This window comes from Serratia sp. MF1(2023), from assembly GCF_030954545.1.
In the GTDB taxonomy this organism is placed as follows: Bacteria; Pseudomonadota; Gammaproteobacteria; order Enterobacterales; family Enterobacteriaceae; genus Serratia; species Serratia sarumanii.
In genome coordinates this window covers 1-20,762 of the sequence record NZ_JAVHUX010000016.1, presented here as the reverse complement: position 1 = coordinate 20,762, position 20,762 = coordinate 1, and the positions used below count along the sequence as shown (strand labels likewise).

Here is a 20,762-nt window from a genome sequence, read left to right as displayed (position 1 = left end):
CGATGGTTACAACGCCTCCGCCACGCGCTGCTGTTCTCCTTGCTGATGACCGGCGCGGCCGCCTGGGCCGCCCCGCTGACGCTGGCGAGCAAGAACTTTACCGAACAGCGCATTCTGTCGGCGATCACCGTGCAATACCTGCGGGCCAAAGGTTTTCAGGTCGAACCCAAGACCAATCTGGCCACGGTGATCACTCGCAACGCCATGATCAACAAACAGATCGACATGACCTGGGAATACACCGGCACCTCGCTGATCATCTTTAACCACATCAATAAGCGCATGACGCCGCAGGAAACTTACGACACGGTGAAAAAGCTCGACGCCAAACTCGGCCTGGTGTGGCTGCAGCCGGCGGACATGAACAACACCTACGCCTTCGCCATGCAGCGCCAGCGCGCGGAAAAAGAGCAGATTCGCACCATGTCGCAGCTGGTGGCCAAAGTGGAACAGGTGCGTAAAACCGACCCGAAACACAACTGGCTACTGGGGCTGGATCTGGAGTTTGCCGGCCGCTCGGACGGCCTGAAGCCGATGCAGGCACTGTACGATATGCCGCTCGATCGTCCGCAAATCCGCCAGATGGATCCCGGCCTGGTCTACAACGCCATCCGCGACGGTTTCGTCGACGCCGGGCTGGTGTACACCACCGACGGCCGGGTGAAAGGCTTCGATCTGCAGGTGCTCGAAGACGACAAGGGTTACTTCCCGAGCTATGCGGTCACGCCGGTGGTGCGCGCCGACGTGTTGCAAAACACGCCGGGGCTGGAAGAGGCGCTGAACACGCTGTCGAAACAGTTCAACAATCAGGTGATCACCGAGCTTAACGCCAGGGTGGATATCGACTACCAGACGCCGCAACAGGTCGCCGACGCGTTCCTCAAGCAGCGCGGCCTGATTTAGGGAGGCATGTGATGAATACCATACTTTACGCCTGGCAAAACTGGGCCTATATCGCCGGATTGACGCTGGAACATCTGCTGCTGGTCGGCGTCGCCGTCGGCCTGGCGATCCTGATCGGCGTGCCGCTCGGCGTGCTGATCGTCCGCCACAAATGGCTGGCGACGCCGGTGCTGAGCCTGGCCACGCTGGTGCTGACCGTGCCCTCCATCGCCCTGTTCGGGCTGATGATCCCGCTGTTTTCCTTAATCGGCCACGGCATCGGCTACGTGCCGGCGATCACCGCGGTGTTCCTTTACTCGCTGCTGCCAATCGTGCGCAACACCCACACCGCGCTCGACAACCTGCCCGGCGGGCTGCGCGAAGCCGGCCGCGGCATCGGCATGACGTTCTGGCAACGCCTGCGCTGGGTGGAGATCCCGGTGGCGCTGCCGGTGATTTTCGGCGGCATCCGCACCGCCGTGGTAATGAATATCGGCGTGATGGCGATCGCTGCGGTGATCGGCGCCGGCGGCCTCGGCCTGCTGCTGCTCAACGGCATCAGCAGCAGCGACATCCGCCAGTTGATTACCGGTGCCGTGATGATCAGCCTGCTGGCGATCGTCCTCGATTGGTTATTGCACCGCTTGCAAATTGCGCTAACGCCCAAGGGGATCCGCTCATGATTAAATTGGAAAATCTGACCAAACAGTTCATGCAAAAGAACGGCACGCCGTTCAACGCCGTAGACAACATCAATCTGGACGTGCCGGAAGGCGAAATCTGCGTGCTGCTCGGCCCTTCCGGCTGCGGCAAAACCACCACGCTGAAGATGATCAACCGCCTGATCGAACCCACCGGCGGCACCATTCTGGTCAACGGCGAAGACACCAGCGCGCTGGATACCGTCAGCCTGCGCCGCAAAATCGGCTACGTCATCCAGCAGATCGGCCTGTTTCCCAACATGACCATCGAGGAGAACATCACCGTGGTGCCGCGCATGCTGGGCTGGGACAAAAAACGCTGCCACGATCGCGCCGAGGAGCTGATGAGCATGGTGGCGCTGGATCCCAAACGTTTTTTGCACCGCTACCCGAAAGAGATGTCCGGCGGGCAGCAGCAGCGCATCGGCGTGATCCGCGCGCTGGCGGCCGATCCGCCGGTGCTGCTGATGGATGAACCCTTCGGCGCAGTGGATCCGATCAACCGCGAAACCATCCAGAACGAGTTTCTCGACATGCAACGCCAGCTGAAAAAAACCGTGATGCTGGTGAGCCACGACATCGACGAAGCGCTGAAGCTCGGCGATCGCATCGCGGTGTTCCGCCAGGGCAAAATCGTGCAGAACGCCAGCGCCGATGAGCTGCTGGCGCGACCGGCCAACGACTTCGTCGCTTCCTTTGTCGGCCAGGATCGCACGCTGAAGCGCCTGCTGCTGGTGCAGGCCGGCGACGTGGCCGATCAACAGGAAACGGTGACGGTGCGGCGGGAGACGCCGCTAGTGGAAGCGTTCGGGCTGATGGACGATATCGACGCCCGCTCGGTGACGGTGGTGGACGCCGACGGCAAGCCGCTGGGGTACGTCAAGCGCCGCGAGGCGCGCGGCGCGCCGGGCGTCTGCGCCGACAGCCTGCACCGTTTCCGCGTCACCGCCCGTGCGGAGGAGAACCTGCGCGTGGTGCTGTCAAAGCTGTACGAGCACAACACCTCCTGGATGCCGATCGTCGATGAAGACGGCCGCTACAGCGGCGAAATCTCGCAGGATTATATCGCCGACTACCTCAGCTCCGGCCGCACGCGCCGGGTGCTGACGCCGCAATAACCCACGCCGGGGCGCTCGCCGCCCCGCCCACGCCGCAGTTTGCTAAAGATTCACTGGTCATCGGCCGGAGCGCCAAGCACAATGCGCTGATGACCCTTTGATTTTTCTCACGACGCTGCCCACGCATGAAAAGATTGGTCCATCTGCACCACTATCGCGCCCTGTTGCGCAGCCTGTTTATCGCCGTGTTCATCGGCGTCGCCGCCGCCCTGGCGGTGTGGCTGTTCCACCGTTCGATGATTGGCCTCGAGTGGCTGCTGCTCGGCAATGCCGACGGCAGCCTGGTGGCCGCCGCCGCCGCGCTGCCCGGCTGGCGGCGCGCCCTCACTCCGGCGCTGGGCGGGCTGGCGGCGGGCCTGCTGCTGTATATGCATCAGCGCTACCGCCACCAGCGCCCGGCGGCGCCCACCGACTATATGGAAGCGATCGAGACCGGAAACGGCAAGCTGGACACCGGCGCCAGCCTGGTGAAGTGCCTGGCGTCGCTGCTGGTGGTGTCGAGCGGCAGCGCCATCGGCCGCGAAGGCGCGATGATCCTGCTGGCGGCGCTGGTGGGCTCGCTGTTTGCCCAGCGCTTTACGCACGAGAAAGAATGGAAACTGTGGGTGGCCTGCGCCGCCGCCGCCGGGATGGCCAGCGCCTATCATGCGCCGCTGGCGGGCAGCCTGTTTATCGCCGAGATCCTGTTCGGCACCCTGATGTTGGCCTCGCTCGGCCCGGTGGTGATCGCCGCGGTCAGCGCCCTGCTGATGACCAACCTGCTCAACGGCGGCCAGGCGCCGCTCTATCTGGTGACGCCGCTCGCCGCCCCCTTGCCGACGCAATACCTGCTGATGGCGCTGGTCGGCGTGGTGGCCGGCGCCGGTGGGCCGCTGTTTTTATGGCTGATGACCGTCACCGGCCATGCCTTCCGCTCGCTGCGGTTGAAGCCGCCGTTGCAGCTGGCGCTGGGCGGCCTGATCGTCGGGCTGCTTTCGCTGCTGTTCCCGCAGGTGTGGGGCAATGGTTACAGCGTGGTACAGGCGCTGCTGATCGCGCCGCCGGGGGTATTGCTGCTGGGGGCGATCCTGGTGTGCAAACTGTTGGCGATCCTCGCCAGCAGCGGGTCGGGCGCGCCGGGCGGGGTCTTCACCCCGACGCTGTTCGTCGGCGCCGCGCTCGGTTCGATCATCGGTCAGCTGTTTGGCCTGTGGCCGGGCATGGATGCGGCGGTGCCGCTGCTGCTGGCGCTGACCGGCATGGCCACCCTGCTGGCCGCCACCACCCATGCGCCAATCATGGCGGCGCTGATGGTGTTTGAAATGACCGGCGAATACGCGCTGCTGCCCGGCATTCTGCTCTCGTGCGTGATCGCCACCACCGTGTCGCGCGGTCTGCGGCCGGTGTCGGTGTATCACTCGGCGCCGCCGCCCAAACGCGAGGCTTAGAACTCGCCCTGCTGCAGGATTTTCCTGAACTGCGGGCACTGCAGGTGCTCGGGTTCAGGGCAATCGACCATGTGGCGCAGCCCGTCGCGCACCTGCATCAGGCGTTGGATATGGCGATCCAGTTCATCCGCCCGCGCCGCCAGCAGCCCGCGATCGAGCGCTATCTTGCCCCGTTCGTCAAACAAGGCGCTCATCTCGTCCAGCGTCAAACCGGCCAGGCGCGCCAGCGCGATCAGCCGCAGTTGGTCAAGCACGCCGGCGGCGTATTGGCGGCGCAAACCGTGGCGGCCCGTCGACGCGATCAGCCCTTTCTTCTCGTAATGCCGCAGCGCGGAAGGCGCGACTCCGCTCAGGCGCGCCACCGCGCCGATATCCAGTTCTTTTGCCATTGACTTGAAGCCGACTTTAAGTTGCACACTGTGCGCACATTATCACGTCACTGAGCCAAGGACACCCTATGACCCCCGATCTGTTAGTGCGCATCCTGTTAACCGGCGCCGGCGCCACCCTCTGCATGGATCTGTGGGCGCTGCTGCTGAAGCGGCGCTTCGGCATCCCTTCTCTCGATTATGCGCTGGTGGGCCGTTGGTTTCTCGGCATGTTCGACGGCCGCTGGTTTCACGCCACCATCGTTACGGCGCCGCCGCGCCGGGGGGAGAGAGAAATCGGCTGGATATTGCATTACGCCATCGGCATCGCGTTTGCCTTTATCCCGCTCGGGTTGGCGGGCAGCGAGTGGTATGCGACGCCGGAGCCGCTCATCGCGCTGTTGAGCGGCTGGCTGAGCCTGGCGGCGCCATTTCTGGTGATGCAGCCCGCGCTGGGCTTTGGCGTGGCGGCGGCAAAAACCGCCTACCCACGAAAAGCGCGGCTCCTCAGCCTGCTCACCCACACGGTGTATGGGCTGGGCCTGCTGATCGCCGCCCGGCTGTTGGCGACGCTCTGCGCCTGAACGGTTTTACAGCAGCGTGGAAATATCGAGGTAGTGCGCCAGTTCGCGCTGCTCCGCGCGCGGCAGATACGGAATTTCACCCAGCAGCGGCGCGGGAATGCGCTGCTGCAGCGCCGTGATGGTTTCGGCATAGTGCGCCAACCCCGGGTTGATGCGGTTGGCCACCCAGCCCAGCAGCGGCAGGCCGTCGTTGATGATCGACTGCGCGGTCAGCAGCGCGTGGCTGACGCAGCCCAGTTTGATGCCCACCACCAGCACCACCGGCAGCTGTTCCTGCACCACCCACTCGGCGTAAGGCCGCAGATCGTTCATCAGCACCCGCCAACCGCCGCTGCCTTCCACCACCACCGTATCGGCTTTGGCGGACAGATCGCGCAGACCGCTGCTCATCACGCCATAGTTGATGTCCTCGGTTGCATGCGCGTGAAACACCTCATCCAGGCAGGTGATGGGATTGATCTCCTCGTAGGACAGCGGCAGGGTTGAGGTGGCCTGCAACACCAAAGCGTCTTTATTGCGGATGCCCTCACTGGTTTCCTGGCAGCGTGCGGCGATCGGCTTGTAGCCGGCCACCGAACGGCCATCGGCGGCCAGCGCCTGCATCAACCCGCGGGAAACCACGGTTTTACCGACGTCGGTATCCGTGCCTGTCACAAATAAACGCTTCAACATGAATAAAATGCCCCAGAATGCCCCGTTAACAATGTGTCGCCGCACCGGCGGCGAAGAAGTCTTGCGGAAAAATTCTAGGGGATGCGCCCTCATAGGGGCTTGAGGTAGCTCAATCTTTTGCGGGATTAATAAGAAGTTCTGATGTTAGCCCTGCAACAGCTGCACCAGCAATGAACCGTTGTACAGCGCCTCTTTCACCAGCGCCGCGCCGGGCATGGTGCCCTGATTGAAGAACTGCGTGGATTCGACCTTGACCTGCTCGCTGTAGGCCGGCAGCGCCTGCTGACGAATGCAGGAGGCGATGGCCGGATGCAGGATCTCCGCCGCGCGGTTGAGCGGCGAGCCCACCAGGATCTTCTCCGGATTGAACAGGTTGACCATGATAGCCAGAATGCGCCCCACGCTGTGGCCGACGCCGAGGATAATGTCCCGCGCCAGCTGATCGCCCGCCAGCGCGGCGTCGCACAGCGATTCGACGGTCAGCGGCGCCCCGTGCAGGCTGGAGCTCATCGAGCCGCTCAGCCGCTGCTGGGCGATCTCCAGCATGTTCTCGATGCTGGCCACGGTCTCGAGACAGCCGTGGTTGCCGCAGTAGCAGCGTTTGCCGTAAGGATCGACCTGGGTGTGGCCGATCTCCACCACGCTGTGGCTGCCGGCGTGCAGCACATGGCCGCCGGTGATCACCCCGGCGCCGACGTTATGGTCGATCACCACCTGAATGACGTTCTGGCTGCCGCGCGAGGCGCCGTACAGCGCCTCGGCCATGGTCCAGGCGCTGATGTCGTGCTGCAGGTAAACCGGCAGGCCGGTGCGGGTTTCCAGCGCCGGGCCGAGCGGCATCTCCAGCACGTCGTAAAACGGCATGCGGTGCACCACGCCGGACTGCACGTCGATCATGCCCGGCAGCGTGATGGCGATCGCCGTCAGCCGCTCCAGCTTGCTTTGGTGGCGGATAAAGAACTGATCGACTTCGGTCAGGATGCGTTTCAACAGCGGTTCGGGGTGTTCGGCCGCCAGCGGCAGCTGTTCCTCCACCACCAGTTTGCTGCTGAGATCGCGCAGCGCCAGCGTGATGCTGCCGCGGCTGATGCGGGCGGACAGGTAATGCCAGGCTTCGGTGTCCAGCACCAGTCCCACCGCCGGGCGGCCCCGGCTGCCGATTTCCTGGTACTCGGTTTCCTTGACCAGGTGGGCTTCCAGCAGTTCGCGCACGATCTTGGTGATGCTGGCGGGCGCCAGCTGCGCGCGTTTTGACAGTTCGATGCGCGAAATCGGGCCCAGTTGATCGATTAGCCGATAAACCGCCCCCGCATTAGTCTGCTTGATTTGATCGATATGCCCAGGCTGCCCAACCGCAATCACAAACCTGCTCCTACTATTTTTCGCGCTTCTAAATAAAGACTAGGGGTTATGGTGGGGCTTTTGTCATACAGCGTCAACTATTTGATTCGTTATGTGATTTGCTGCACAAATTCCTCGCAATTTCAGCGTGAATCGAGTTTTATTTACCCGGTTTCGGCGTCATTTGAGCATCAACGCCATCAGCGCCTGCGCCGCAGCGGTCAGCGGCCGCCGGCGGTGATGCACCAGCCACACTTCGGTGGTGGCGTCCGGTTCCGCCAGCGGCAAATAGCGCACGCCGTCCACCCGCACCCGGGCGAAAGAAGCCGGCAAAATCGACACCCCCAACCCGGCGGAAACCAGCCCGATAATGGTCATCGCTTCGCCCACTTCCTGGGTGATGTACGGAGTTATGCCGGCCTTGCCGAGTAGCAGCAGAATTTCGTCGTACAGCGCGGTGCCCACTTCGCGCGAGAAGAACACGAACGGCTCCTGCGCCAGATGTTGAAACCGCAGTGCGCCGCCGGGCGTTTCCGCCAGCGGATGCCCTTGCGGCACCACCGCCACCAGCGGTTCGCGCAGCAGCAGCTGATAGTGAAGCGCTTCCGGCAGCCGCGTGTTGCGCATCACCCCCAGATCCAGCTCACCGTTCAGCAGCGGTTCGATCTGCTGTTTGGTGTTGATTTCGCGCATTTTGATATGCACCTGCGGCGAGTGCTGACGAAAGGCGCGCAGGCTGCGCGACACCACGCCGATAAAGGGCGCGGAAGAGGTAAAGCCGATGGTCATTTCCCCCAGTTCGCCGCGATCCAGACGCGCCGCCTTTTCCGCCGCGCGCCCGACCTGATCGAGCACCTGATAGGCTTCTTTGAGGAACATCTCCCCGGCCTGGGTCAAACTGACGTTGCGGTTGTTGCGCGCCAGCAGCCGCGCGCCGACCATCTCCTCCAGCGCCTGGATTTGCTGGCTGAGCGGCGGCTGGGAGATGCGCAGCCGCTCGGCGGCGCGGCCAAAATGCAGCTCTTCCGCCACGGCGATAAAGTAACGCAGGTGCCTCAATTCGATATTCATATTTAAAACGTCTTAATTTTAATTATTAATATATTAGACAAAAAAATCGCCGCTCCCTATCATTTTGTTATCTGCAAAGTGTCTGTTTATCTCCCCGACGTTCGGTAAGGAAACGCTGTGACAACCCCTGTGCGTTCTGCGGTCGCGATGCCGTCGACGCTGGCCGCCAACGATGACGCGGCCGCTGCGCCAAAAATAAAACGCTCCACCCTCAACAACAAACTCCCCTACATCGAACGCGGCACGCCGCAGTTTATGCGCGTAACGCTGGCGCTGTTTTCCGCCGGGCTGGCGACCTTCGCGCTGCTCTACTGCGTGCAGCCGATCCTGCCGGTGCTGTCGCAAGATTTCGGCGTCTCGCCGGCGGAAAGCAGCCTGTCGCTCTCGGTCTCCACCGGCCTGCTGGCGATCGGCCTGATGTTTACCGGGCCGCTGTCCGACGCCATCGGCCGCAAATCGGTGATGGTGGTGGCGTTGCTGCTGGCGGCGGTCTGCACGCTGATCTGCGCCTTTATGACCAGTTGGCATGGCATTTTGCTGATGCGCGCGCTGATCGGCCTGTCGCTGAGCGGCGTGGCGGCGGTCGGCATGACCTATCTCAGCGAAGAGATCCATCCCAGCTTCGTCGCCTTCTCGATGGGGCTGTATATCAGCGGCAACTCGATCGGCGGCATGAGCGGCCGCCTGGTGACCGGGGTGTTGACCGACTTCTTCTCCTGGCGCGTGTCGCTCGGAGTTATCGGCCTGTTCGCCCTCGCCGCCGCCTGCATGTTCTGGCGCATCCTGCCCGCCTCGCGGCATTTTCGCGCCAGCTCGCTGCGCCCGCGCACCCTGCTGATCAATTTCAAACTGCATTGGCACGATAAGGGCCTGCCGCTGCTGTTCGCGGAAGGTTTCCTGCTGATGGGCAGCTTCGTCACCCTGTTCAACTACATCGGCTATCGCCTGCTGGCGGATCCTTACCACCTGAGCCAGGCGATCGTCGGCCTGCTGTCGGTGGTGTACCTCACCGGCTCCTACAGCTCGCCCAAGGCCGGCGCGCTCACCTCGCGCTTCGGGCGCGGCCCGGTGCTGCTGGCCTCGATCGTAATTATGCTGATCGGGATTCTGATTACCGCGCTGCCACAGGTGCCGGCGATCTTTATCGGCATGATGCTGTTCACCGCCGGCTTTTTCGCCGCCCACTCGGTGGCCAGCAGCTGGATCGGCCGCCGCGCGCGCCGCGCCAAAGGCCAGGCGTCGTCGCTGTATCTGTTCTGCTATTACGTCGGCTCGAGCGTGGCCGGCACCCTCGGCGGCGTGTTCTGGCACAGTTTCGGCTGGAATGGCGTGGCGGCGTTCATCAGCCTGATGCTGCTGCTGGCGCTGCTGGTAGTGCATTACCTGAAACGCCTGCCGGAAGCGGCGCGCCTTTGAAGAGAAAAAGCCGCGGTGGTTTGCCGCGGCTTGTCATGCCAGTGCCTGTGATTATTGACCGGTTTTCCAGCGGGTGCGCAGGTACGCCACCGCCTTATCCGTTTGCGGCTCAGTCAGATAGCGTTGCCGGAACAGGATGGTTCCCCCCATTCCCGGCAGGCTTTCGTTGAGATCGAGCTGCCTTTTCAGTTCGGGAACGCCGCCCTCGACGGCCCAGGCCGGCTCGCTAGCCGCAGGCGTACCCACTTTATACAGCGCCACCCCGGCATAGAGCCGAACCGACGTGCCTTTCACCACCTCGGCCCACCAGTTGGCCAGCACGTCGTAGCGGACAATTTCACGATCAAAAGGCCAATACAGCTGCGGTGCGATGTAATCGAGCAGCCCCAGTTTTACCCACTGGCGCGTATCGGCATAGGCCGTATCATACGATGGCGCGCCTGCCCGCGTCGCCGAACCGTCAGGATCGTCCGCTTTGTTTCGCCATACGCCCGCCGGGCTGACGCCAAACGCAACCTCGGGCTTCAATGCTTTGACGGCGGCTGACACCTGTTTTATCAATTGCAGCGTGTTGTCTCTGCGCCAGGCGGCTTTGTCTGCAAATCCTTTGCCGTATGCGCGATATGTTCGTTCATCATCCAGCGGCGATTGCGGCGTTTCGTAATAGAAGTAATCGTCAAACTGAATGCCGTCGACATCGTAGTTTTTGACTATTTCAGCCACCACGCCGGTGATCCAGTTGCGCACGTCGGGCAGGCCGGGGTCGAGCACGAAGCGCTCGTTGGCGGTGCGTATCCAGTCGTGATGCAGCGCATAGACGCTGGCCGGCGGCGACTGCAGCGTATGATTGAGTGCCTCAATCGTCTGTGGGCGAGTATTCATGGAAACCCGATAAGGGTTCAGCCAGGCATGCACCTTAATGCCGCGCCGGTGCGCTTCTTGCAGCATAAAGGCCAGCGGATCATAGCCGGGATCCTGGCCAACGGTGCCGGTCAACACCTCAGACCAGGGCAAGATGTTTGAGCGCCACAGGGCCGTGCCGTCCGGTTTAACCTGAAAATAAACCGTGTTAATCCCGGTTTTCACCATCTCGTCCAGCGCGTCCGTCAGCCCCTGTTTCTGCTGGCAAACCCGCTCTTGCGCGGTTTCCGCCTTCAGGGAGGCCGCCGGCGGCCAGTCCAGGCCAATGACCGTGGCCAGCCAGATGCCCCGCATCGGTGTTATCGGCGGTGTCGGCCGCGGGGGCTTCTCCGGTTCGGGTGGCTTGGCGCATCCGCTCACGCCCAGCATGGCGGCCATCAACAGCCATCCGCCTAATTTTGTTGCGCCTGTCGGCATCCTGATTCTCCTTCCGTGAGTGACGGTTATCCCATGTCGTTACGTGCAGAGCAAGAAACTGCCCGCTATCAAGCTGCCGGCGTCGCCTTTTTCAGACGACGCCGGTGTCCTTACCCCATCACCAGCTCAGCCCAGTCCCGCGAGGGAACGCCACCTTGCCCGTATTGGTTTCCGCATCGTAGTCATGCCAGGTGTTGACCGGCAATTTGCCCTGCGGTTTGATTTTACCCGTCAGCACCTGCGCCAAAGAGACCATCGAAGGGCCGCGCCACACGCCGCTGTCATAACCGTAGTAGGCGTAGGTGGCGACGGCCGCCTCCACCTCTGCGGCATAGTTCACGATATCGTAAGGGGCGCGCAGTGAGAGGTGAACGCGTTTTTTCCCTTGCTCGGCAGCGTATTTCAACCAGCCCGGATAAGGACTGCCTTCATTGCCCGCTCCGGTTGCTGAAGTCACCACCCCATCCTGCTCGGCAGGCGTAAAGCGGGTTGACAGCGTTCCGAGCAGGAACACGTCGCAGCCGGCAATATGCTCTCTGACCTGGGCGTCGCTCAGCTCCGTTTCCTTCGCGGCAACGACGTTCTGATACCCCTCCTGCGCCATCACGCGCGCAATGCCGTTGGCCTGCTCGCCCCACGGGGTCAAAATAAAGTAGCGCAGCGTTTTGTCCTTCAGCGGCAACAGGCTGTGGCGATTGATCACCACGGTAATGGAGCGATCGGCGATGCGTTTTTCCAGCTTGTGCGCTGAGGACGAAGCGTCGTTGGAACACGGCCTGTCGCTATGGCCCATCAGGTTATGGCGTAATTTCAGGCGCAAAATTCGCTCGACCGAGGCATCGATATCAGCCTCGCTGAGATGCCCCGTTTTCACCCTGTCCGCAAGGTAACGGATCAGATCCGGCAGCAAGCGCGCCTGAGCCGGCGAAGCGATGCTGACAGGCATAAGGGCAATATCCACCCCCGCGGCAAAGACGTTTTCAGCAGCCGCTTGCTGGCTGAAATGCTCGGCAATCGCGCCCATATCCAGCGCGTCTGAAATCGTTACGCCGGCATACCCCAATTCATTGCGCAGGATCTGGGTCTGAATTTCATGCGACATGGTGGCCGGCACCGTGATTTTTTCACCGCTGCGGGTGTCTATCTGGCGGTTATCCAGTGCCGGATACTGAATATGGGCGGTCATGACCATGTCCGGCGCCGCGCAGCGATCGATGGCCTGCTTGTAAGGAGCGATATCGATGGCAAAAGCCTCTTCCCGCGTGCGATCGACGCGCGGCAAGCCGGTATGCGAGTCGGTCGAGGTGCTGCCATGGCCGGGGAAGTGCTTGTAAGCGGTGATCAGCCCCTGCTGTTTCATGCCCGCCACCATTTTCTCTGCCAGACGGGAAACGGTGTTCTTATCATCGCTGAAGGCGCGAACGTTAATCACCGGATTGAACGGGTTGGTGTTGACGTCCACGACCGGGGCAAAGTTGGTATTGATATGCAACGCGCGCATATCCTGGGCCATCAGTTTGCCTTGTTCAACGGCGAGATGTTTATTCGCACCGCCCTCAATCGCCGCTGCGAGCGCCATATTGCCGGGAAATGAGGCATAGTCGCCGCGCGGCAGCCGGAAAACGTTACCGCCTTCGTTATCGGTGCCAATAAACAAACGAATGCCCGCGTGGGTTTTCATCGCGGCATACCAGGCCGTCAATGTGTTGATCTGCTGCTTGTCTTTCAGATTATTGGCAAACAGGATCACCCCACCCACGTGGTTATCGGCGATCAGCTTGCCAATGGCTTCATCGGGAACGGTCATATCCTGATTGCTGCTACCGCTCCGATCCCAGTAGCGAAAATCCAGCATGATTTTTTGCCCGATTTTCTCTTCCAGCGTCATGTTTTTGACTTTCTGTTTAATATCCACAGTGAACCTCCGTTTAAAGCGCCCGTTAATGACAGAAGAAAAGATAACCCCAAGGGCTCATCGCGTCCTGCCATTCCGTTTGTTCCAGCGTTTGGACAACGGCGAGCGGAAAATGGATTAAACAAAACACAAACGAACAGGATAAAATCCATAAATGAATCAAAACACTACGTATACAGAGTGTATTGCGTGCCCTGCCGCCAAAGACCGTTATGGCGTATTTTCCGCTGGTAAGCCGGGTGGCCAATGAAGCCGCCTTTTCCCCGGTGGCCTATGTTGCCCCCAGTCTGCTACTCTTCTATAGTATGTTGTAACTAAAACAGGAAGGTGCGATGAGCAGATACGATGTGATAGGCCGGATGAACGCCTGCTTTAGCGAACTGGAGCAGGCGCTCGGCGCGCTGCAGCAGCAGATCGCCCCGCTGCGGTTGCTGGCAGCGCGGGTGTTCAGCCTGCCGGAGGTTGAAAAAGGCCAGGAACATCAGGCCATCTCACATATCGCGGTCGAACAGCATGTGGGGCAAGCGGCGCGCGATCTGGCGCTGGAGCACTATCAGCGGCTGTTTATCCACCATAACCGGGAGAATGTCAGCAGCAAGGCCGCCGTTCGCCTGCCCGGCGTCATCTGTCTGGCGGTGGAGCAGCCGGAGTATCAGGTGCTGCAAACGCAGCTGGCGCTGATCAATCGCCTGAAGGGCGAGCTGGAACAGATTATCACCGTCGATTCCGGCCTGGCGCCGGAGCAGCGTTTCGAGTTCGTGCACACCCATCTGCACGGGCTGATTACCCTCAGCGCCTATCGCACCCTCACCGCCCTGACCAATCCCGACTCCGTGCGCTTCGGCTGGGCCAACAAGCACATCATCAAAAACGTCAAGCGGGACGACATCCTGGCGCAGCTGGAGAAAAGCCTGAAAGCCGGCCGCGCGGTGCCGCCGCACAGCCGTGAACAGTGGGCTGCCCTGGTCAGCCGCGAGATAGACGACGTCAGCCGCCTGCCGCAGCACGCGACGCTGAAAATCAAGCGGCCGGTCAAAGTGCAGCCGATCGCCCGGGTGTGGTATCAGCAGCAGCAAAAACAGGTGCAACACCCCTGCCCGCTGCCGCTGATCGCCCTGTGTCAGGTTGAAAACGGCGCCGCGGTGCCGAAGATTGGCGAGCTGCTCAACTACGACGTCGACGCAGTGAAACACCGTTACAAACCCGACGCCCGGCCGCTGCGGCTGCTGGTGCCACGCCTGCACCTGTATACCGACGACGCTACTCGCTGAGGGCATACACCCGCAGGCGATGGCCGTCCGGATCCCGCGCCACGAAGGTGTAACCGAACGCCATCTCGGTCGGCGTTTGCTCAATCGGCAGCCCGAGTTCGCGCCACTGGTTATAGCGCGCCTCGACCTCTTGCGGATCCTGGCACAAAAAGCCCAGTTCACCGCCGCCGCCGGTCAGGGTCGCCGCAGGTTTTACCCCCTGTTTGGCCCACATACCCAGCTTAAAGCCGTTGTTGAGCACGAACAGGGCGAAGCCGGGAGAAAGTTCCACCGGCGCCTGTCCCAGTAAGCGTTGATAAAAGGCGGCGCTGTTCAGCGGGTTGTCGACGTAAAGCAGGGTCATGCTGGGAAGAGTCATCGGTCTGTCCTCTGGGTGATGGGAACCGGCCGGTTCCCGATAGGCACAGACTAAAGCGCGCGGCTGACAGTTTATGGCAGCAGCGTGCCGCTATTGCTCCGCAATGCCCTCGCTGAGGCGCCACTCTTTCAGCAGCCGCCGCCGGCCGCGCGGATAGCGCTGTTCCAACGGCATGGCGGCCTGAATGCGATCGAGGCGAAAATGGCGAAACGCCTGGCGCAGCTCGCACCAGGCGACCAGCACCTGGAGCTGGTCGAAAAAGCCCAGCGCAAAGGGCCACAGCAGGCGTTCGCTGCGCTGCCCCGCCAGATCGAGATAGCCGATATGCAGTTTGCGCTCGCGGCGGATGGTGTCACGGATCAGCACCCGCATCGCATCCGCCACCGGCGGTGCCTGAACCGGCGCGATCAACAGCGTGTTAGCCTCCAGCTCCTCCCGCAGCGCCGGCGGCAGCACGGCGGCGATCTTGGCCAGCGCCTGGCCCGCCGCGCTCGCCAGTTGGCTGTCGCCGCGGCGGCTGACCCAGCGCATCCCCAGCACCAACGCTTCTGTCTCCGCCTGCGAGAACATCAGCGGCGGCAGCATAAAGCCGGGGCGCAGCACATAGCCGACGCCCGCCTCGCCGGCGATCTCCGCCCCCTGCTGCTGCAGCGTGGCGATATCGCGGTACAGCGTGCGCATGCTGATGCCCAGCGTCTGCGCCAGCGCATGGCCCGCCACCGGATAACGGCGGCTGCGCAGCAGCTGCATCAGATCGAGTAAACGTTGTGCGCGCGACATCTTGATCTCTCCACAAAAAAAGGGCTTACCTCAGTAAGCCCCCGGTTGCCTCACAGATCAATCATTTCTGCATGCTGCCGACCATCGCTTCCGGCCGCACCCACTCGTCGAACTGCGCTTCGGTCAGGTAGCCGAGCTTCAGCGCCGCGGCTTTCAGCGTCAGCCCTTCCTTGTGCGCTTTCTTGGCGATTTCCGCCGCCTTGTCGTAGCCGATGTGGGTGTTGAGCGCCGTCACCAGCATCAGCGATTCGTTCAGCAACTGGGTGATGCGATCGCGGTTCGGTTCGATGCCCACCGCGCAGTGCTCGTTGAAGCCCTGCATGCCGTCGGCCAGCAGGCGAATCGACTGCAGGTAGTTGTGGATCACCATCGGGCGGAACACGTTCAGCTCGAAGTTGCCGGAAGCGCCGCCGATGTTTACCGCCACGTCGTTGCCCAGCACCTGGGCGCACAGCATGGTCATCGCCTCGCACTGGGTCGGGTTGACCTTGCCCGGCATGATGGAACTGCCCGGTTCGTTCTCCGGGATCGAAATCTCGCCGATGCCGCAGCGCGGGCCGGAAGCCAGCCAGCGCACGTCGTTGGCGATCTTCATCAGCGAGGCCGCCAGCCCTTTCAGCGCGCCATGCCCTTGCACCAGCGCGTCGCAGGTCGCCAGCGCTTCGAACTTGTTCGGGGCGGTGACGAACGGCTGATGGGTCAACTCCGCCAGCGCTTTAGCCACGCGCACCGCGTACTCCGGATGGGTGTTCAGGCCGGTGCCGACCGCCGTGCCGCCAAGCGCCAGCTCGGCGATGTGCGGAATACTGTCCTCGATGTGTTTCAGATTGTGCGCCAGCATCGCCGCCCAACCGGAGATCTCCTGCCCCAGGGTCAGCGGCGTGGCATCCTGCAGATGGGTGCGGCCGATTTTGACGATGTCGCGGTAGGCTTCAGCCTTGTCGCTCAGCGTCTTGTGCAGCACTTTCAGCTCGGGGATCAGATGTTCGCGCAGCGCAATCACCGCCGCCACGTGCATCGCGGTGGGAAACACGTCGTTGGAGCTTTGGCTTTTATTGACGTCGTCGTTCGGGTGCACCTTGCGCTCTTCACCGCGCACGCCGCCCAGCAGCTCGCTGGCGCGGTTGGCCAACACTTCGTTCATGTTCATGTTGGTCTGGGTGCCGGAACCGGTTTGCCAGATCGACAGCGGAAACTGGTCGGCATGGCTGTCCGCCAGCACTTCGTCGGCGGCGCTGATGATGGCGGCGCCCCGTTCGGCCGGCAGCAGCCCCAGATCCACGTTCACCTGCGCGGCGGCGCGCTTGGTCAACGCCAGCGCGTGGATCAGCGCGGTCGGCATCTTTTCGGAGGAAATGCGGAAATGCGCCAACGAACGCTGGGTTTGCGCGCCCCACAGCTTGTCGGCCGGTACTTCGATGGGGCCCATAGAGTCTTTTTCGATACGAACGCCTGCCATCATTATCTCCTTAGCATAATTCCTAAAATCGTAGGGTTGAGCCGACGCGCTACCCCCCCGTCGGCATGCACTCCCAGTATAGTGACATAATAACTATTCGCATTAAGAGAGTTATCTCACAGCACGTTTCATCTTTTTTACCCATTAACGACGCGGTTATTTTCCATCGGTTAACCCGCGACGAAATAAACGGCCGGGAATGAGCCAGGAGAATAAAAGTGTGGCTACTCATTAACGCGGGTGACGCGAATTAAAATTATTGATGCGCTGCGCCTGTAAATGATTGAGCTCATCGATACGTTGTTGCTGCAGATGATTGATCTCGTCGTAGGCGTCCTGCCGTTCATGATGCCGATACGCCCCGGTCGCCACCGCGCCGGCGGTGAGCGCCAACGGGTGCGCCACGGGCACGATCGCGGCGGGAACCGCGACCGGCGCGGGTGCAACGACGATCGGCGCCGGCGCGATCGCCACGGCGCGCGGCGCCGCGTAGGGATAGGTGACGATCACCGCCGCCTGGGCTGCGCCGGCGCAAAGCCCCAACAGCAACAACAGTTTTTTCATGCAACAGACCTCTGGTTTTGTTAAATCGACTCGTTAGCCGTTACGGTAAAGGGGTCTGACGCGCAGGTTTAAGCTCGGCGTGTGATCGCCCGGCGCAGCGCGAAAATAATAATAAGGGAATGGCTCAGACGGTAAAAAATAAATTCAGCAGTCATATTTTGACATGCTGAATAATAAATAATGCGGCAGGATGAGCGGACTATCGGCAATAATCCCGCCGGTTCAAAAAATAATCGAACGGCGGGTTTTCCGGGCCGCCTTGAGGCCTGCGCGCCAATTGAGGCGCCGATCGTTATCACGCTATACTTTGGCCCCGTTGCCGGGCGCGACGTTATTCGGCGTTGTTTTGATCGCGCCCATGATTTTTCCTGCCGACGCGGGCGTATGATGGTTGTCGGCACAGATTTAACTAACCGTATAAAATCAGTAAGTTATTGCCATCCGGTACGGCAATGACGCTAAGGACGTTTATCGACATGCAAAAAATGACCAACGCGGTACAGAATTACGCCTGGGGCAGCCACGATGCGCTGACCCGTCTTTACGGCATCGCCAACCCTGATAATCTGCCGATGGCCGAACTGTGGATGGGCGCCCATCCCAAGAGCCCTTCCCGCGTGCCGGGCGCCGACGGCGAGCTGCGTTCGCTGCGCTTTCTTATCGATGAAGACCAGCCAAAACAGCTGGGCGCCAACGTCGCCAGCCGCTTTGGCGAGTTGCCGTTCCTGTTTAAAGTACTCTGCGCCGATCAGCCACTGTCGATCCAGGTTCACCCGAGCAAAGCGGCGGCCGAAATCGGCTTCGCGAAAGAGAATGCCGCCGGCATCCCCCTGAGCGCCGCCGAACGCAACTATAAAGATCCCAACCACAAGCCCGAGCTGGTGTTCGCCCTCACGCCGTTCCTGGCGATGAACGGCTTTCGCGAACTGGCCGATATCGTTTCCCTGCTGCAACCGATCGCCGGCGCACACCACGACATCGCCGCCTTCCTGCAACAGCCGGACACCGCGCATCTCGCAACCCTGTTCGCCAGCCTGCTGACGATGAGCGGCGAGCAAAAGTCGCTGGCGCTCGGCGTATTGAAAGCCGCGCTCAACAACCAGCAGGGGGAGCCCTGGGATACCGTACGCTTTATCGCCGGCTTCTATCCGGACGACAGCGGCCTGTTCTCACCGCTGCTGCTGAACGTGGTGCAGCTCGCGCCGGGCGAAGCGATGTTCCTGTATGCCGAAACGCCGCACGCCTACCTGAAAGGCGTGGCGCTGGAGGTGATGGCCAACTCGGACAACGTGCTGCGCGCGGGCCTGACGCCGAAATTCATCGACGTGCCCGAGCTGCTGGCCAATCTGCAGTTCCGCCCGCAGCCGGCTTCCGGCCTGCTGACCCAGCCGGAGCCGCGCGGCAACGAGCTGTTCTTCCCGATTCCGGTGGAGGATTTCGCCTTCTCGCTGCACGATTTGACCACCGCCCCGCAGGCGCTGGCGCAGCAAAGCGCCGCCATCGTGTTCTGCGTCACCGGCGAAGCGACGCTGGAAAAATCCGGGCAACGCCTGACGCTCAAACCGGGCGAATCCTGCTTTATCGGGGCTTTCGAATCCCCGGTCAACGTCAGCGGCAGCGGCCGCATCGCCAGGGTTTATAACCAGCTGGCCTAACCGTTGATAAATTTCAGCAAATTGCTTGCTGAAAGCGAGAGCTACCCCCACAATTAAACGCCTGCGGGCGTTTATTTTCGGCCCCTATTTGCCCCTCCCGCGCAACGGAGGGTGATAAGAAAAAAGGATGAAACAGAGCTATGAAAAAATCGTTAGTCGCTGTCAGCGTCATTGTGGTTCTTGGCGCAGCATGGACCGGGGCATCCTGGTACACCGGGAAACTGATCGAGCAGCACATGGGCGAAGTCGTCGACAACGCCAATGGCCAGCTGAAAGCTTACCTGCCGAAAGCCGGGGTTAAGCTGAGCTATGAAAATTACCAGCGCGGCCTGTTCAGCAGTAAAGTGCGTTATGTGCTGCGTTCCGACGGCACGGATACCAGTGAAGACGCGGCGCTGAAAGCCGGTGAAGAAGTGGCGTTCCTGGAAACCATCGATCACGGCCCGTTCCCCTTCGCCCAGCTGAAAAAATTCAATCTGCTGCCGAGCATGGCGTCGGTGCATACCGAGCTGGAAAATACCCCGGCGGTGAAGGGCCTGTTTGACACCACCAAAGGCAAATCGCTGTTTACCGCCGATTCGCGCATCTCTTACAGCGGGGACACCTCGTCCGCCATCGACATCATCCCGCTGGACTACCAGAAGGATAAGTCTTCGCTGAAATTCAGCGGCGCCACCATTAACGCCGATGTGTCCAGCGATCTGAAAAAATTCGTGCTGGACGCCAATAGCGACAATATCGTGTTCGCCAGCCCGAACGAATTCGGTCAAAACGAGCAGATCACCTTCCAGGGCTTCAACCTGAAAGGCAACAGCAACGAGAGCAAGTTCGGCGTGAAGCTCGGCGATCAGACGATGACGCTGAAGCAGTTCAAACTGACGATCGACGGTAAAGATACCGTGGCGTTGGACGGTTTCAACCTGGTGAGCAAGTTCGGCGAGCAAGGCAGCAGCAACATCGGCGGCCAGATCGACTACACCATGGACGCGCTCAAGGTGCAGGGCAACGATTTCGGCGCCGGCAAGCTGGCGCTGAAAATCGACAACGTCGACGGCAAGGCGCTGAAAGACTTCGCCGACAGCTACAACCGCCAGACCATGGCGCTGCTGCAACAGGGCGAGAACCTGGATCCGGCCGTGTATGAGCAGCAAAACGCCGAGCTGTTGCAAAAGAACCTGCCGCTGCTGCTGAAAGGCAACCCGAGCCTCAGCATCGCGCCGCTGAGCTGGAAAAACAGCAAGGGCGAGAGCACCTTCACGCTGGATCTGGCGCTGACCGATCCGAGCAAAGCCGCCTCCCCGGCGCAATCGCCGGATCAGCTGATCGCGCAGGCGGTTAAAAAGCTGGATATCAACCTGACCATTCCGGAAGCGATGGCCACCGAAGTGACCGCGAAAACCGCGCTGTTGCAGGGTTACAATGCGGAAGACGCGCAGAAACTGGCGCAGCAGCAGGTGCAGGGCCTGGCGGCCATGGGCCAGATGTTCAAGCTGACCACCCAGAAAGACGGCGTGATCGCGAGCAAGTTCCACTATGCCGACAACCAGGTTGACCTCAACGGCAACAAGATGTCGCTGCAAGAGTTCATCGGCCAGTTCGCCATGCTGGGCGCCCCGGCGGAAGACGCTGAACCGGCGCAGGAAGCGGAACCCGCTCCGGCACCGGCGCAGTAATCGCCTGACAGCCTGATCAAGGGCCCCCTGTGAACTGCACCCCAAATGTTGGACACATCTGACATTTGGAGGTGCAGTTCTATGAAGTTTTCGCTGCAAGACAAACTCAGTGCCGTCCGGCATTACCTTGCCGGGCTTGGCAGCCAGCGGCAAACCGCCAGAAAGTTCT

The 20,762-nt window shown here is 61.4% G+C and carries 19 protein-coding genes; 9 read left to right on the top strand and 10 right to left on the bottom strand.

Features of this window, described 5'->3' with window-relative positions; all coding sequences use genetic code 11:
- Window positions 1–45 precede the first annotated feature (45 nt).
- The 4 genes from REA38_RS09405 to clcB all read left to right on the top strand — a co-directional run bounded on the left by REA38_RS09405 (window position 46) and on the right by clcB (window position 4,128).
- Window positions 46–903 carry a glycine betaine ABC transporter substrate-binding protein gene (locus REA38_RS09405; protein WP_223307178.1) on the top strand — a complete coding sequence of 286 codons (858 nt, stop codon included), beginning with the start codon at window positions 46–48 and terminating at the stop codon, window positions 901–903.
- A gap of 11 nt (window positions 904–914) precedes the next feature.
- A complete protein-coding gene (osmW, locus tag REA38_RS09400) occupies window positions 915–1,565 on the top strand; it encodes an osmoprotectant ABC transporter permease OsmW (protein ID WP_033638455.1) in 651 nt (216 codons plus the stop codon).
- The gene (gene osmV, locus REA38_RS09395) at window positions 1,562–2,701 is read left to right on the top strand and encodes an osmoprotectant ABC transporter ATP-binding protein OsmV (RefSeq protein WP_041034977.1); all 1,140 of its coding nucleotides are present in this window, start codon (window positions 1,562–1,564) and stop codon (window positions 2,699–2,701) included. The genes osmW and osmV overlap by 4 nt, the downstream gene beginning before the upstream one ends.
- A 125-nt stretch (window positions 2,702–2,826) precedes the next feature.
- Complete coding sequence (gene clcB, locus REA38_RS09390; protein ID WP_308885768.1) at window positions 2,827–4,128, top strand: voltage-gated ClC-type chloride channel ClcB; 1,302 nt, start codon at window positions 2,827–2,829, stop codon at window positions 4,126–4,128.
- Here the strand turns inward: clcB and REA38_RS09385 are convergent.
- Entirely contained in the window at window positions 4,125–4,517 is a 393-nt protein-coding gene (locus REA38_RS09385) for a helix-turn-helix domain-containing protein (RefSeq protein ID WP_103829478.1), read from the bottom strand. The genes clcB and REA38_RS09385 overlap by 4 nt on opposite strands.
- 68 nt (window positions 4,518–4,585) lie before the next feature.
- On the opposite strand from REA38_RS09385, the gene REA38_RS09380 reads away from it, so the two are divergent.
- On the top strand, window positions 4,586–5,080 hold the full coding sequence (locus REA38_RS09380) for a DUF2938 family protein (protein WP_126192334.1): 495 nt from the start codon (window positions 4,586–4,588) through the stop codon (window positions 5,078–5,080).
- 6 nt (window positions 5,081–5,086) lie between these two features.
- Here the strand turns inward: REA38_RS09380 and bioD are convergent, their stop codons facing one another.
- From bioD to REA38_RS09365, 3 genes are all read right to left on the bottom strand, one after another.
- A complete protein-coding gene (gene bioD / locus REA38_RS09375) occupies window positions 5,087–5,752 on the bottom strand; it encodes a dethiobiotin synthase (protein WP_033648223.1) in 666 nt (221 codons plus the stop codon).
- A gap of 144 nt (window positions 5,753–5,896) precedes the next feature.
- On the bottom strand, window positions 5,897–7,114 hold the full coding sequence (locus tag REA38_RS09370) for an ROK family transcriptional regulator (protein WP_004938526.1): 1,218 nt from the start codon (window positions 7,112–7,114) through the stop codon (window positions 5,897–5,899).
- A 159-nt stretch (window positions 7,115–7,273) separates the two neighbouring features.
- Window positions 7,274–8,164 (bottom strand): LysR substrate-binding domain-containing protein, encoded by an 891-nt coding sequence (locus REA38_RS09365; RefSeq protein ID WP_033638441.1) that lies wholly within the window; start codon window positions 8,162–8,164, stop codon window positions 7,274–7,276.
- Window positions 8,165–8,311: 147 nt separating this feature from the next.
- On the opposite strand from REA38_RS09365, the gene REA38_RS09360 reads away from it, so the two are divergent.
- Window positions 8,312–9,580 carry an MFS transporter gene (locus tag REA38_RS09360; protein WP_176692236.1) on the top strand — a complete coding sequence of 423 codons (1,269 nt, stop codon included), beginning with the start codon at window positions 8,312–8,314 and terminating at the stop codon, window positions 9,578–9,580.
- Window positions 9,581–9,631: 51 nt separating this feature from the next.
- On the opposite strand, the gene REA38_RS09355 is transcribed toward REA38_RS09360, so the two are convergent.
- Together REA38_RS09355 and REA38_RS09350 are read right to left on the bottom strand one after the other, a co-directional pair.
- On the bottom strand, window positions 9,632–10,918 hold the full coding sequence (locus tag REA38_RS09355) for a glycoside hydrolase family 10 protein (RefSeq protein WP_374213781.1): 1,287 nt from the start codon (window positions 10,916–10,918) through the stop codon (window positions 9,632–9,634).
- 118 nt (window positions 10,919–11,036) lie between these two features.
- Entirely contained in the window at window positions 11,037–12,833 is a 1,797-nt protein-coding gene (locus tag REA38_RS09350) for a glycoside hydrolase family 3 N-terminal domain-containing protein (RefSeq protein WP_308885767.1), read from the bottom strand.
- A gap of 332 nt (window positions 12,834–13,165) precedes the next feature.
- Here REA38_RS09350 and tus point away from each other — a divergent pair, with 332 nt between their 5' ends.
- Window positions 13,166–14,104 carry a DNA replication terminus site-binding protein gene (tus, locus tag REA38_RS09345; protein WP_094860125.1) on the top strand — a complete coding sequence of 313 codons (939 nt, stop codon included), beginning with the start codon at window positions 13,166–13,168 and terminating at the stop codon, window positions 14,102–14,104.
- On the opposite strand, the gene REA38_RS09340 is transcribed toward tus, so the two are convergent.
- The 4 genes from REA38_RS09340 to REA38_RS09325 form a co-directional block, all read right to left on the bottom strand.
- Window positions 14,094–14,462, bottom strand: a complete 369-nt coding sequence (locus REA38_RS09340) for a VOC family protein (protein WP_033638436.1) — start codon at window positions 14,460–14,462, stop codon at window positions 14,094–14,096. The genes tus and REA38_RS09340 overlap by 11 nt on opposite strands.
- A gap of 90 nt (window positions 14,463–14,552) precedes the next feature.
- Window positions 14,553–15,242 carry a YafY family protein gene (locus REA38_RS09335; protein WP_308885766.1) on the bottom strand — a complete coding sequence of 230 codons (690 nt, stop codon included), beginning with the start codon at window positions 15,240–15,242 and terminating at the stop codon, window positions 14,553–14,555.
- A gap of 61 nt (window positions 15,243–15,303) precedes the next feature.
- Window positions 15,304–16,701 carry a class II fumarate hydratase gene (fumC, locus tag REA38_RS09330; protein ID WP_033638434.1) on the bottom strand — a complete coding sequence of 466 codons (1,398 nt, stop codon included), beginning with the start codon at window positions 16,699–16,701 and terminating at the stop codon, window positions 15,304–15,306.
- A gap of 231 nt (window positions 16,702–16,932) precedes the next feature.
- A complete protein-coding gene (locus REA38_RS09325) occupies window positions 16,933–17,265 on the bottom strand; it encodes a hypothetical protein (RefSeq protein ID WP_033654745.1) in 333 nt (110 codons plus the stop codon).
- Window positions 17,266–17,741: 476 nt separating this feature from the next.
- Here REA38_RS09325 and manA point away from each other — a divergent pair, with 476 nt between their 5' ends.
- Both manA and REA38_RS09315 read left to right on the top strand, forming a co-directional pair.
- Entirely contained in the window at window positions 17,742–18,920 is a 1,179-nt protein-coding gene (gene manA / locus REA38_RS09320) for a mannose-6-phosphate isomerase (protein ID WP_197668636.1), read from the top strand.
- Window positions 18,921–19,060: 140 nt separating this feature from the next.
- Window positions 19,061–20,593 (top strand): YdgA family protein, encoded by a 1,533-nt coding sequence (locus REA38_RS09315; RefSeq protein ID WP_033638429.1) that lies wholly within the window; start codon window positions 19,061–19,063, stop codon window positions 20,591–20,593.
- Window positions 20,594–20,762: the final 169 nt, after the last annotated feature.

Bases quoted from the DNA above. Each gene is read 5' to 3' on its own strand.
- osmV (WP_041034977.1), top strand. From the start codon at position 1,562: ATGATTAAATTGGAAAATCTGACCAAACAGTTCATGCAAAAGAACGGC.
- manA (WP_197668636.1), top strand. From the start codon at position 17,742: ATGCAAAAAATGACCAACGCGGTACAGAATTACGCCTGGGGCAGCCAC.
- REA38_RS09315 (WP_033638429.1), top strand. From the start codon at position 19,061: ATGAAAAAATCGTTAGTCGCTGTCAGCGTCATTGTGGTTCTTGGCGCA.
- REA38_RS09365 (WP_033638441.1), bottom strand. From the start codon at position 8,164: ATGAATATCGAATTGAGGCACCTGCGTTACTTTATCGCCGTGGCGGAA.
- bioD (WP_033648223.1), bottom strand. From the start codon at position 5,752: ATGTTGAAGCGTTTATTTGTGACAGGCACGGATACCGACGTCGGTAAA.
- osmW (WP_033638455.1), top strand. From the start codon at position 915: ATGAATACCATACTTTACGCCTGGCAAAACTGGGCCTATATCGCCGGA.
- REA38_RS09405 (WP_223307178.1), top strand. From the start codon at position 46: ATGACCGGCGCGGCCGCCTGGGCCGCCCCGCTGACGCTGGCGAGCAAG.
- REA38_RS09355 (WP_374213781.1), bottom strand. From the start codon at position 10,918: ATGCCGACAGGCGCAACAAAATTAGGCGGATGGCTGTTGATGGCCGCC.
- tus (WP_094860125.1), top strand. From the start codon at position 13,166: ATGAGCAGATACGATGTGATAGGCCGGATGAACGCCTGCTTTAGCGAA.
- fumC (WP_033638434.1), bottom strand. From the start codon at position 16,701: ATGGCAGGCGTTCGTATCGAAAAAGACTCTATGGGCCCCATCGAAGTA.
- REA38_RS09340 (WP_033638436.1), bottom strand. From the start codon at position 14,462: ATGACTCTTCCCAGCATGACCCTGCTTTACGTCGACAACCCGCTGAAC.
- REA38_RS09380 (WP_126192334.1), top strand. From the start codon at position 4,586: ATGACCCCCGATCTGTTAGTGCGCATCCTGTTAACCGGCGCCGGCGCC.
- REA38_RS09325 (WP_033654745.1), bottom strand. From the start codon at position 17,265: ATGAAAAAACTGTTGTTGCTGTTGGGGCTTTGCGCCGGCGCAGCCCAG.
- REA38_RS09335 (WP_308885766.1), bottom strand. From the start codon at position 15,242: ATGTCGCGCGCACAACGTTTACTCGATCTGATGCAGCTGCTGCGCAGC.
- REA38_RS09360 (WP_176692236.1), top strand. From the start codon at position 8,312: ATGCCGTCGACGCTGGCCGCCAACGATGACGCGGCCGCTGCGCCAAAA.
- REA38_RS09385 (WP_103829478.1), bottom strand. From the start codon at position 4,517: ATGGCAAAAGAACTGGATATCGGCGCGGTGGCGCGCCTGAGCGGAGTC.
- clcB (WP_308885768.1), top strand. From the start codon at position 2,827: ATGAAAAGATTGGTCCATCTGCACCACTATCGCGCCCTGTTGCGCAGC.